This is a genomic window from Streptomyces luomodiensis (assembly GCF_031679605.1).
In the GTDB taxonomy this organism is placed as follows: Bacteria; Actinomycetota; Actinomycetes; order Streptomycetales; family Streptomycetaceae; genus Streptomyces; species Streptomyces luomodiensis.
The window spans coordinates 5,569,684-5,582,054 of record NZ_CP117522.1 but is presented as its reverse complement, the minus strand read 5'-3'; the positions used below and the strand labels follow the sequence as shown (position 1 = coordinate 5,582,054).

Sequence of the window (12,371 nt, the reverse complement as noted above, 5' to 3'; positions counted from 1 at the left end):
GTCGTCGGCGGCGGTTTGTCAGCTTGCACTCGTCCACCTCTCGGGCCATTGTCACCCGATCCCGCCATGTGGTGGTCTTTTCATCCCATCAAATCGACCGCCGTGGCGCGTCAGCCCGCAGGATCACCCGCGCGTAGTGCTCGGGTATGACGCCACCCCACCGGAAGTCCGGGACCGGGCGCACAACCGCCCAGGCATCGGCACCGCGAAGGCGCCGTGAAGCGCCGAGTGGGCACCTGGGCGTCAGCCCGCCCGGTGGACCACCGCGTCGCACAGCCCCTCCAGGGCCGCCTTCGCCGGGCCGTCGGGCAGCGGTGCCAGCATCGACCGCGCCTCCGCCGCGTAGCGGACGGTGACCCGACGGGCCTGCTCCAGCGCTGGATGGACGCGCAGCCGCCGCAGCACCTCGGCATGGCGCGCGTCATCGGTGAGGTCGCCCGCGAGCAGCTCGCACAGCTCGCGGTCCTCGGCGGAGCCGGTCGCCTCGGCCTGGGCCCGCAGATAGAGCACGGGCAGGGTGGCGACGCCCTCGCGCAGATCGGTGCCGGGGGTCTTACCGGACTCATGGCTGTCGCTGGCGATGTCCAGCACATCGTCGGCGAGCTGGAAGGCCATGCCGAGCCGCTCACCGTACTGGGTGAGGACGCTGACGATGGTCTCGTCGGCGCCCGACATCATCGCGCCGAACCGGCCGGAGACGGCGATCAGCGAGCCCGTCTTGCCGGCCAGCACATCCAGGTAGTGCTCGACCGGGTCCCGGCCGTCGCGGGGACCCGCCGTCTCCAGGATCTGACCGGTCACCAGCCGCTCGAACGCCTCGGCCTGGATCCGCACCGCCTCCGGGCCGAGATCGGCCAGGATGTGCGAGGCACGGGCGAAGAGGAAGTCTCCGGTGAGGACCGCCACCGAGTTGCCCCAGCGGGCGTTGGCGCTGGAGACGCCGCGCCGCACCTCGGCCTCGTCCATCACATCGTCGTGGTACAGGGTCGCCAGATGGGTGAGTTCGACGACGACGGCGGAGGGCACCACACCGGGTGCGTGGGGGTCACCGAACTGCGCGGCCAGCAGCACCAGCAGTGGCCGGAAACGCTTCCCCCCGGCCCGCACCAGATGCTGGGCGGCCTCGGTGATGAAGGGGACATCGCTCTTGGTGGCCTCCAGCAGGCCCTCCTCGACCGCCGTCAGCCCGGCCTGGGTGTCGGCTTCCAGAGTCCGGTCCCGCACGCTCAGCCCCAAGGGCCCGACGAAGCTCACGGGGTACTCCTGTCTGCCTACGAATGACGCGAATGTCGATGTGTCGCTGCCTCCACCAACAGGCAGCGTATCCGGTCGGGTATCGATCACTGTGGGCGCCTTCCCGCCTTGTGCGCCTCTCACCGCTCTCTCCCGAAACCGGCCGCTTCACATCGCAGTACCGCGATCGCAGCAGTTCATTCATGCCACGGCCGCCGACCGATCACCCGCGCCCGACCACCACCGCCGCCGCCGGCCGTGGCGACGCGTACTCCGTGCCGGGGACGAACCGCACCACCGGGCCGAAACTCGCCGCCGCGGGCAGGCCGGTGACGCGGAGCCCGAGGACCGAGGAGCCGTCCCGGCGTCGAGCCAGGGCCCCCGGCGCCGACGACCGGCTCCGAGCGGAGTCCGGAGCTGGGGAAGTCCAGCGCTGCGACGCTCCTCCGGTCGCCCGCGGCGGCCGGCACATGGTCGGCGGCCGGCTCACCCGCCCGACCGTCCCCGCGCGGGGTGAGCACCGGCCGTCCTCCCCCACGGTGACCCGGCCGATCCGCCGCCCCTGGGTGACCCGCACCCGCCCGGCGCACCGGTCCCTCAGCCTCCAGGCGCCCTTGGGGCCCCAGCACCCCGCGGACCGGATACCCCCGGGCCGATGCGGGCAGCCGGCGCCCACTCGCCCCGCTCGCCCCGGACCGGACCTTAGGGTGTGCCCTGCGCCCCCGCGCCCCCACCGTGCCGAGGAGAAGGCGAGGCAGCCCCGATGCCGCAGCGATCCCCGCTGGACCTGCCCGAAGGTGACCCCTTCGGGCCGCACAACCTCCCCTATGGGGTCTTCACCCCGCCAGACACCCCCCATCTGCGGAAGATCGGGGTGCGCTACGGAGACCATGTGCTGGACGCCGGGGCCGCCGCGGCCGCCACCGCCTCTCCGCACGCCGAACTGCTGGCCGCCGACACCCTCAACCCGCTGATGGCCGCGGGCCGCCCGGTCTGGCGGGCCGTCCGCGCCGAGGTGCTCGAGTGGCTCACCGACCCGGTGCACCGGCCGGCCGTCGAGCCCCTGATGCACCCCCTCGCCACCGTGGCGCTCCATCTCCCCTTCGAGGTGGCCGACTACGCCGACTTCTATGCGAGCGAGCACCACGCCACCAACGCGGGCAGGATCTTCCGCCCGGACGGCGATGTGCTCAGCCCCAACTGGAAGCACATGCCGATCGGCTACCACGGCCGGGCCGGCACCCTCCTCGTCTCGGGCACGCCCATCGTCCGCCCGCAGGGCCAGCACCTGCCCCCGGCCGATACCTCCGCACCACACGCTTCCTCCCCCACTCCGGTCTTCGGGCCCTCCCTCCGCCTGGATTTCGAAGCGGAGGTGGCCTTCGTCGTCGGCGCCCCTTCCACTGTTCATACACCGGTGCCGCTCTCCGGGTTCCACGACCATGTCTTCGGCGTCTGTCTGCTCAACGACTGGTCCGCACGCGACATCCAGGCGTGGGAGTACCGCCCGCTCGGCCCCTTCCTCGGCAAGTCCTTCGCCACCTCGCTGGCCGCGTGGGTCACCCCGCTGGAAGCCCTCGCCGCGGCCCGTACCAGCCCTCCCGCCCGCGACGTCCCGCTGCTCCCTTATCTCGACGACAGCGCCGCCGAGCCCGGCGGGCTCGATCTGCGCATCGAGGTCGCCCTCAACGGCCATACCGTCTCCCGCCCGCCCTTCTCCGCCATGTACTGGACCGCGGCCCAGCAGCTCGCGCACCTGACGGTGAACGGCGCCTCGCTGCGCACCGGTGACGTCTTCGCCTCCGGCACGGTCAGCGGTCCGCGCCCGGACGAACTCGGCTGTCTCCTCGAACTCACCTGGGGAGGCCGCGACCCCCTGCGCCTCCCCGACGGCACCCGGACCTTCCTGGAGGACGGCGACGAAGTGACCATCACGGCCTGGGCGCCGGGCCCGCAGGGGGCCCGTATCGGCCTGGGCGAGGTGACCGGTCAGGTCGTTCCGGCCACGCCCTGACCCGGCTGCTAATTTGTCGTGCTCCTGCCCTATCAACCCAGGAGGAGAACGTGAAGAAGGCAGTGAGCATGGCCGGTGCGGTGGCGGCGGCCGCCCTGCTGCTGACCGCATGTGGCAGTGACGGTGGCGACGACGAGAAGGACACGTCCAAGGACACCGCGTCCGCCTCCGCGTCGAGCGCCCCGGCGGAGGGGGGCGCGGACGGGAAGGTCGCGGGCACCTATGTGGCGAAGTCCGACGACGAGGCCGTCATCCTGTCCATCAGCGGAGAGAAGGCCGTCCTGATCGCCGGCGAGCACACCTGCACCGGTGACTACACCGACATGGGCGGGAAGATGCTGATGCTCAAATGCGCCGACGGCAACACCGAGCGCAGCGCGGGCAAGGTCACCACCAGCGCGGACGGCAAGACCCTCACCGTCGACTGGGACGCGCTGGCCAAGAACGACACCTTCACCAAGGCGGCCTCGCCCAGCGATCTTCCCTCGGGTATGCCGACGTCGCTCCCCTCCGGCCTCCCGACCGACCTCCCGACCGATCTGCCGACCGACCTCCCGACCGGCTGATCCGAAGCACCCCGGACGCACGGACGCCGCCGGCCGGCAGCCCCCATGGCTGCCGGCCGGCGGCGTCCGTATCGCCGGGCGTCCCGGATCCGCCGTCGACCATCCGCTACCGGACGAAGACCCCCGCCTGGCTCGCGAGGTCCAGGAAGTACTGCGGGGCGACGCCCAGGACCACCGTGACCGCCACACCGATCGCGATGGCCGACGAGGTCAGCGGGCTCGGCACCGCCACGGACGGGCCGTCCGTGCGCGGTTCGCTGAAGAACATCAGCACGATCACCCGGATGTAGAAGAACGCGGCGATCGCCGAGGAGATCACACCGATCACGACCAGCGCGCCCGCCCCACCGTCGGCCGCCGCCTTGAAGACCGCGAACTTCCCGGCGAAGCCGCTGGTCAGCGGGATACCGGCGAAGGCCAGCAGGAAGACCGCGAAGACGGCGGCCACCAGGGGCGAACGGCGGCCGAGCCCGGCCCACTTGGACAGATGGGTGGCCTCACCGCCCGCGTCCCGCACCAGGGTGACCACGGAGAAGGCGCCGAGGGTCACGAAGGAGTACGCGGCCAGGTAGAAGAGGACGGAGGAGATGCCTTCGGGCGTGGTGGCGATGACACCGGCCAGGATGAACCCGGCATGGGCGATCGAGGAGTACGCCAGCAGCCGCTTCACATCGGTCTGGGTGACGGCCACGATCGCACCGCCCAGCATGGTGACGATGGCGACGCCCCACATCACCGGCCGCCAGTCCCAGCGCAGCCCCGGCAGCACCACGTACAGCAACCGCAGCAGCGCGCCGAAGGCCGCGACCTTGGTAGCGGCGGCCATGAAGCCGGTCACCGGGGTGGGGGCGCCCTGGTAGACGTCCGGGGTCCACATGTGGAACGGCACCGCGCCGATCTTGAACAGCAGCCCCATCAGCAGCATCGCCCCGCCGATCAGCAGCAGCGCGTCATTGCCCATGGTCCCGGCCAGCGCCGGGGTGACGTTCCTGACCTGGCCGTCGACGACGTCCGCGATCCCGGAGTAGGTGACCGTGCCCGCGTAGCCGTACAGCAGGGCGATGCCGAAGAGCAGGAACGCCGAGGAGAAGGCGCCCAGCAGGAAGTACTTGACGGCGGCCTCCTGCGACAGGAGGCGCTGGCGCCGGGCGAGCGCGCACAGGACGTACAGCGGCAGGGAGAAGACCTCCAGCGCCACGAAGAGCGTCAGCAGGTCATTGGCGGACGGGAAGACCAGCATGCCGCCGACCGCGAAGAGGACCAGCGGAAAGACCTCGGTGGTGGTGAAACCGGCCTTGACGGCGGCCTTTTCGGCGTCGCCGCCGGGCACGGCGGCGGCCTGCGCCGCGAAGGAGTCGACGCGGTTGCCGTGCGCCACCGGGTCCAGCCGCCGCTCGGCGAAGGTGAACACCGCCACCAGCGCGACCAGGAGAATGGTGCCCTGGAGGAAGAGCGCCGGTCCGTCGACGGCGATCGCGCCCATGGCCGCGACCCGGGACTTGCTGGTGCCGTAGTCGCCGGCGGCGAGGCCGATCACCGCGGCGAACGCCGCGGCCAGGGCGACCACGGAGACGAACAGCTGCGCGACATAACGCTGCCGGCGCGGAAGGAACGCCTCGATCAGGACGCCGACGATCGCGGCGCCGAGCACGATCAGCGTGGGCGACAGCTGGCCGTATTCGATATCCGGCGACGGGATCTTGTCGGGGGCCGCCGCCGCTGTTGTCCACAGGCTGTGGACAGTGGCCGCGTGAGTCACTTGGCACCTCCGGAAGCACCGTCGTGGGAAGCACCCTCGGACGCCGGGCTGTAATGGAACCAGCCCGCGTCGGTGACCGGGTGATCGGGCTTGGGATCCTTCTTGTCCACCACGGACAGCGTGTGGTCGACCGCCGGGTTGACGATGTCGGCCAGCGGCTTCGGATAGACCCCGAGGAAGATCAGCAGCGCGATGAGCGGGGCCACCACGACCAGCTCACGCGCCCGCAGATCGGGCATCGACCGCACCTCGGCCTTCACCGGACCGGTCATGGTGCGCTGGTAGAGGATCAGGACGTACAGCGCCGCCAACACGATGCCGACGGTCGCGATGACGCCGAACGCCGGATAGCGGCTGAACGTGCCGACCAGGACCAGGAATTCGCTGATGAACGGCGCCAGTCCGGGCAGCGAGAGGGTGGCGAGCCCGCCGATCAGGAAGGTGCCGGCGAGCACCGGGGCGACCTTCTGCACCCCGCCGTAGTCCTCGATGAGCCGCGAGCCGCGCCGGGTGATCAGGAACCCGGCCACCAGCATCAGCGCGGCCGTGGAGACGCCGTGGTTGACCATGTAGAGGGTGGCGCCGCCCTGGCCCTGGCTGGTCATCGCGAAGATGCCCAGGATGATGAAGCCGAAGTGGGAGATCGAGGCGTAGGCGATCAGCCGCTTGATGTCCCGCTGGCCGATCGCCAGCAGCGCCCCGTAGATGATGCTGATGAGCGCGAGGACCAGGATCGTCGGGGTGGCCCACTTGCTGGCCTCCGGGAAGAGCTGGAGGCAGAAGCGGAGCATCGCGAAGGTGCCGACCTTGTCGACGACCGCGGTGATCAGCACGGCGACCGGGGCGGTGGACTCCCCCATCGCGTTGGGCAGCCAGGTGTGCAGCGGCCACAGCGGCGCCTTCACCGCGAAGGCGAAGAAGAAGCCGAGGAACAGCAGCCGCTCGGTACTGGACGACATGTCCAGCCGGCCGCCGGCTCGTGCCTGGACGATCTCCTGGAGCGAGAAGGTGCCGCTGCCGAGGTGATCGGCGGTGACCGCGTACAGCCCGACCACCGCGGCCAGCATGATCAGCCCGCCCGCGAGGTTGTAGAGCAGGAACTTCACCGCGGCGTAGGAGCGCTGAGTGGCCGTCTCCTCCTCGGAGCGGCCCCCGGCCCGGTCCCCGAAGCCCCCGATGAGGAAGTACATCGGGATCAGCATGGCTTCGAAGAAGATGTAGAAGAGGAAGACGTCGGTGGCCTCGAAGGAGATCACCACCATAGCCTCGACCAGCAGGATCAGCGCGAAGAAGCCCTGGGTGGGCCGCCAGCGGCGGTTGGGGCGGGCGCCTTCGAGCGGATCGGCGTCATGCCAGCCCGCCAGGATGATGAAGGGGATGAGCACCGCGGTGAGCGCGATCAGCGCGACCGCGATCCCGTCCACGCCCAGTACGTAGCGGACCCCGAAGTCCTTGATCCAGGCATGGGACTCGGTGAGCTGGAAGCGGCCGCCGTCGGGATCGAAGCGGACCAGCACGATCGCCGCGAGGACGAGCGTGGCCAGCGAGAAGCCCAGCGCCACCCATTTGGCGGCGGCGCGCTTGGCGGCGGGCACGGCGGCGGTGGCGACCGCACCGAGCGCGGGCACCACGGCCGTGGCCGTCAGCAGGGGAAATGACATGACTCAGACCGCCCTCATCAGCAGGGTCGCGGCGATGAGCACCGCCGCACCGCCGAACATCGAGACCGCGTACGTACGGGCGTAGCCGTTCTGGAACCTCCGCAGCCGGCCGGAGAGTCCGCCGACCGAGGCCGCGGTGCCGTTGACCACCCCGTCGACCAGCTTGTGATCGACATAGACCAGACCGCGGGTCAGATACTGGCCGGGTTTGACGAGCGCGACATGGTTGAAGTCGTCCTGGAGCAGATCGCGCCGGGCGGCCCGGGTGAGCAGGGATCCGCGCGGGGCGGTCCGCGGCACCGGCCGGCGTCCGTACTGCGCCCAGGCGAGCGCGACACCGATCGCCAGCACGACCATCGTCCCGGCGGTGACCGCCGCGGCACTGAGCGGGGAGTCGCCGTGGCTGTGGCCGGTGACCGGCTCCAGCCACTTCAGGAACGAGTCGTTGAGGCTGAACAGCCCGCCCGCGAAGACCGATCCCACGGCCAGCACGATCATGGGGATGGTCATGGACTTCGGCGACTCGTGCGGATGCGGTTCCGCATGTGCCCCGGCCGACTCGGCGGCGGGCTCGGCGCTGGGCTCGTCGGGCGACGGGGTGGTGCCCCAGCGCTTCTCGCCGAAGAAGGTCAGCAGCATCACCCGCGTCATGTAGTACGCGGTGATGGCCGCACCCAGCAGGGCCGCGCCGCCGAGGATCCAGCCCTCGGTGCCGCCCTTGGCGAACGCCGCCTCGATGATCTTGTCCTTGGACCAGAAGCCGGACAGACCCGGGAAGCCGATGATCGCGAGGTAGCCGAGCCCGAAGGTGACGAAGGTGACCGGCATGTACCTCCGCAGGCCGCCGTACTTGCGCATGTCGACCTCGTCGTTCATGGCGTGCATGACCGATCCGGCGCCGAGGAAGAGCCCCGCCTTGAAGAAGCCGTGGGTCACCAGGTGCATGATCGCGAAGACATAGCCGATCGGGCCGAGCCCGGCGGCCAGGACCATGTAGCCGATCTGCGACATGGTGGACCCGGCCAGGGCCTTCTTGATGTCGTCCTTGGCGCAACCGACGATCGCACCGAAGAGGAGCGTGACCGCGCCGACCGTGACCACCGCGACCTGGGCGTCCGGTGCGCCCTCGAAGATCGCGCCGGAGCGGGTGATCAGATACACCCCGGCGGTCACCATGGTCGCCGCGTGGATCAGGGCCGAGACCGGGGTCGGGCCCTCCATCGCGTCCCCGAGCCAGGACTGCAGCGGCACCTGGGCCGACTTGCCGCAGGCGGCGAGCAGCAGCATCAGCCCGATCGCGGTGAGCTTGCCCTCGCCCGCGTGGTCCGCGTCCGTCAGCACCGGGGCGAAGGTGAAGGTCCCGAACGTCGTGAACATCAGCATGATCGCGATCGACAGGCCCATATCGCCGACGCGGTTGACGATGAACGCCTTCTTGGCCGCCGTCGCCGCACTGGGCTTGTGCTGCCAGAAGCCGATGAGCAGGTAGGAGGCGAGGCCGACGCCCTCCCAGCCGACGTACAGCAACAGGTAGTTGTCGGCGAGGACGAGCAGCAGCATCGCCGCGAGGAAGAGATTGAGATAGCCGAAGAAGCGGCGGCGGCGCTCGTCGTGCTCCATATAGCCGATCGAGTAGATGTGGATCAGTGTGCCCACACCGGTGATCAGCAGCACGAAGGTCATCGACAGCTGGTCGAGCTGGAAGGCGACGTCCGCCCGGAAGCCGCCCACCGGGATCCAGCTGAAGACCTTGCTGTGCAGGGCCCGGTCGTGCTCGCCGCGGCCGAGCATCTCGGCGAAGAGCACCGCGCCGATCACGAAGGAGGCCGCGGCGAGCACCGTGCCGAGGTAATGGCCCTTGCCGTCCAGCCGCCGCCCCCCGCACAGCAGCAGGGCCGCGCCGAGCAGCGGCGCCGCGACGAGCAATCCGATGAGGTTCTCCACTTGAACGCGACCCCTTCTAGAGCTTCATCAGGCTGGCGTCGTCGACCGAGGCCGAGTGGCGGGCGCGGAAGACGGTGACGATGATCGCGAGGCCGACCACGACCTCCGCCGCCGCGACGACCATCGTGAAGAAGGCGATGATCTGGCCGTCGAGATTGCCGTGCAGCCGGGAGAAGGTGACGAACGCCAGGTTGCACGCGTTCAGCATCAGCTCGACGCACATGAAGAGGACGATCGCGTTCCGCCTGATCACGACACCGGCCGCACCGATGGTGAACAACAGGGCGGCCAGGTAGAGGTAGTTGACCGGATTCACTTGGCGGCTCCCCTCGAATGCCCGGCGTTCTCGGCGTTCTCGGTGGTCTCTGTGTCCTCGGCGTTCTCGGCGTTCCCGCCGTTCCCGGTGTTCTCGCCGTTTCGCCCCCGCGCCCGGTCCTCGTCCCTCTTGCCGCCGCCCGTGGCCGTCCGGCCCAGCCAGCGCTGGGAGCGCTGCTCCAGCGCCGCCAGCTCGGCCAGCGACTCCTGGGAGACGTCCCGGATCTGGCCGCGGCCGCGCAGCGTCGCGTTGACGGTCAGCTCGGACGGGGTGCCGTCGGGCAGCAGACCGGGGATGTCCACCGCGTTGTGCCGGGCGTAGACACCGGGGGCGGGCAGCGGCGGGACGTTCCGGCCGGTGCGCACCCGCGCCTCGGACTGCTCGCGCTGGGTGCGGGCCCGCTCGGTGCGCTCGCGGTGGGTCAGCACCATCGCGCCGACCGCCGCGGTGATCAGCAGCGCGCCGGTGATCTCGAAGGCGAAGACGTATTTGGTGAAGACCAGGGCCGCCAGGCCCTCCACATTGCCGCCGGAGTTGGCCTGGCCCAGGCCGTTCCACGTCTTCAGCGAGGCATTGCCGATCCCGGCGCACAGCAGGATGCCGAAGCCGAGCCCGCAGAGGGCGGCGAGCCAGCGCTGCCCCTTCAGGGTCTCCTTGAGGGAGTCGGCGGCGGTGACGCCGACCAGCATCACCACGAAGAGGAAGAGCATCATGATCGCGCCGGTGTAGACGACGATCTGCACGACGCCCAGGAAGTACGCGCCGTTGGCGAGGTAGAAGACCGCCAGGACGATCATCGTGCCCGCCAGGCACAGGGCGCTGTGCACGGCCTTGCGCATCAGGATCGTGCACAGCGCGCCGATCACGGCGACGGTGCCGAGCACCCAGAACTGGAAGGCCTCACCGGTGGAGGTGGTGGAGGCCGCGGCCAGGGCGCCGCTCATCCCTGCACCTCCTCGTTCCCCGCGGCCTGGTCGGACAGGGTCTCGCCCTCGCCGGCCGCGGTCTGCCGGGTGGTCCCGGGCGCGGCCTCGGTGACCAGACCCCGGTAGTAGTCCTGCTCGTCCGTGCCGGGGTACATGGCGTGCGGGGAGTCGACCATCCCGTCCTCGAGCCCGGCGAGCAGTTCCTCCTTGGTGTAGATGAGCGATTCGCGGCTGCGGTCGGCCAGCTCGTACTCATTGGTCATGGTCAGCGCCCGGGTGGGGCACGCCTCGACGCACAGGCCGCACAGGATGCAGCGCAGGTAGTTGATCTGGTAGACGCGGCCGTAGCGCTCGCCCGGGGAGTAGCGCTCCTCGTCGGTGTTGTCCGCGCCCTCCACATAGATCGCGTCGGCCGGACAGGCCCAGGCGCACAGCTCACAGCCGACGCACTTCTCCAGCCCGTCCGGGTGCCGGTTGAGCTGGTGGCGTCCGTGGAAGCGGGGCGCGGTGGGCTTCTTCTGCTCTGGGTACTGCTCGGTGAGCCGCTTCTTGAACATGGCCTTGAAGGTCACGCCGAAGCCGGCCACCGGGTTCTGGAAGTCAGACACCGTCGGCCTCCTTTCCGTCACTGACAGTGTCGGTGCCACCACTGACAATCAACTCGCGCTCGCGGCGGGGACGTCGGCGGGGGACGGGCGGCAAGGTCTGGCCGGGCAGCGGCGGCACCGGGAAACCTCCCGCCATCGGATCGAAGGCGGGCTCCGGTCCCGGTTCCGCTCCGGCCTCGGCCTGCGCCGACGAACGGTCGCGGAAGAAGTCGACCACGAAGGACAGCAGCAGCAGCGCGATCACCGCGCCGCCCACGTACAGCACGATGTCCTGGTAGTCGTAGTTCTCGTTGCGCAGCGCCCGGACGGTGGCGACCAGCATCAGCCAGACCATCGAGATCGGGATGAGCACCTTCCAGCCCAGCTTCATGAACTGGTCGTAGCGGACGCGCGGCAGCGTGCCGCGCACCCAGATGAAGACGAACAGCGATACGACGACCTTGCCGAGGAACCACAGCATCGGCCACCAGCCGTGGTTGGCGCCCTCCCAGAAGGTGCTGATCGGCCAGGGTGCCCGCCAGCCGCCGAGGAAGAGGGTGACGGCGACCATCGAGACGGTGACCATGTTGACGTACTCGGCGAGCATGAACATCGCGAATTTGATCGACGAGTACTCGGTGTTGAAGCCGCCCACCAGGTCGCCCTCGGACTCCGGCATGTCGAAGGGCGCCCGGTTCGTCTCACCGATCATCGAGACGATGTAGATGAGGAACGAGACCGGCAACAGCACCGCGTACCAGCGGTCGTGCTGCGATTCGACGATCTGCGAGGTCGACATCGACCCGGAGTAGAGGAAGACGGCCGCGAAGGAGAGGCCCATCGCGATCTCGTAGCTGATCATCTGGGCGCAGGAGCGCAGGCCGCCCAGGAGCGGATACGTCGATCCGGAGGACCAGCCCGCCAGCACGATGCCGTAGATGCCCACCGAGGCGGTGGCCAGGATGTAGAGGACGGCGATCGGCAGGTCGGTCAGCTGCATCGCGGTGCGGTGGCCGAAGATCGAGATCTCGCCACCGGACGGGCCGAACGGCATCACCGCGACCGCCATGAAGGCGGGGATGGCCGCGACGACCGGCGCCAGGACGTAGACCACCTTGTCCGCGCCCTTGACGACCACGTCCTCCTTGAACATCAGCTTCACGCCGTCCGCGAGGGACTGGAGCATGCCCCAAGGGCCGTGCCGGTTGGGCCCGATGCGCAGCTGCATCCAGCCGACCACCTTGCGCTCCATGACGATGGAAATGAGCACCGTCAGCATCAGGAACGCGAAGCAGAAGACGGCCTTGATCAGGATCAGCCACCACGGGTCGCGGCCGAACATCGACAGGTCCTCTGCGGCGAGAT

The 12,371-nt window shown here is 69.8% G+C and carries 10 protein-coding genes; 2 read left to right on the top strand and 8 right to left on the bottom strand.

Features of this window, described 5'->3' with window-relative positions; genetic code table 11:
* Positions 1-243 precede the first annotated feature (243 nt).
* The gene (locus tag PS467_RS23565) at positions 244-1,254 is read right to left on the bottom strand and encodes a polyprenyl synthetase family protein (protein ID WP_268973652.1); all 1,011 of its coding nucleotides are present in this window, start codon (positions 1,252-1,254) and stop codon (positions 244-246) included.
* A 742-nt stretch (positions 1,255-1,996) separates the two neighbouring features.
* Between PS467_RS23565 and fahA the strand changes: the two genes are divergently transcribed.
* Positions 1,997-3,247, top strand: coding sequence for a fumarylacetoacetase (fahA, locus tag PS467_RS23560; protein ID WP_311036912.1), 1,251 nt, complete (start codon positions 1,997-1,999; stop codon positions 3,245-3,247).
* 50 nt (positions 3,248-3,297) lie between these two features.
* On the top strand, positions 3,298-3,813 hold the full coding sequence (locus tag PS467_RS23555) for a hypothetical protein (protein ID WP_268973650.1): 516 nt from the start codon (positions 3,298-3,300) through the stop codon (positions 3,811-3,813).
* A 106-nt stretch (positions 3,814-3,919) separates the two neighbouring features.
* Here PS467_RS23555 and nuoN read toward each other — a convergent pair whose 3' ends face one another.
* From nuoN to nuoH, 7 genes are read right to left on the bottom strand one after another with little or no spacing between them, the layout of a single operon-like run.
* Positions 3,920-5,572, bottom strand: coding sequence for an NADH-quinone oxidoreductase subunit NuoN (gene nuoN, locus PS467_RS23550; protein ID WP_311036911.1), 1,653 nt, complete (start codon positions 5,570-5,572; stop codon positions 3,920-3,922).
* On the bottom strand, positions 5,569-7,233 hold the full coding sequence (locus tag PS467_RS23545) for an NADH-quinone oxidoreductase subunit M (protein WP_311036910.1): 1,665 nt from the start codon (positions 7,231-7,233) through the stop codon (positions 5,569-5,571). Before PS467_RS23545 ends, nuoN begins: the two co-directional genes overlap by 4 nt.
* A 3-nt stretch (positions 7,234-7,236) precedes the next feature.
* A complete protein-coding gene (gene nuoL, locus PS467_RS23540; RefSeq protein WP_311036909.1) occupies positions 7,237-9,177 on the bottom strand; it encodes an NADH-quinone oxidoreductase subunit L in 1,941 nt (646 codons plus the stop codon).
* 16 nt (positions 9,178-9,193) lie between these two features.
* On the bottom strand, positions 9,194-9,493 hold the full coding sequence (gene nuoK, locus PS467_RS23535; protein ID WP_311036908.1) for an NADH-quinone oxidoreductase subunit NuoK: 300 nt from the start codon (positions 9,491-9,493) through the stop codon (positions 9,194-9,196).
* Positions 9,490-10,437, bottom strand: coding sequence for an NADH-quinone oxidoreductase subunit J (locus PS467_RS23530; protein WP_311036907.1), 948 nt, complete (start codon positions 10,435-10,437; stop codon positions 9,490-9,492). The genes nuoK and PS467_RS23530 overlap by 4 nt, the downstream gene beginning before the upstream one ends.
* Entirely contained in the window at positions 10,434-11,027 is a 594-nt protein-coding gene (gene nuoI / locus PS467_RS23525) for an NADH-quinone oxidoreductase subunit NuoI (protein WP_311036906.1), read from the bottom strand. Before nuoI ends, PS467_RS23530 begins: the two co-directional genes overlap by 4 nt.
* Entirely contained in the window at positions 11,020-12,348 is a 1,329-nt protein-coding gene (gene nuoH / locus PS467_RS23520) for an NADH-quinone oxidoreductase subunit NuoH (RefSeq protein ID WP_268977077.1), read from the bottom strand. The genes nuoI and nuoH overlap by 8 nt, the downstream gene beginning before the upstream one ends.
* Positions 12,349-12,371 lie beyond the last annotated feature (23 nt).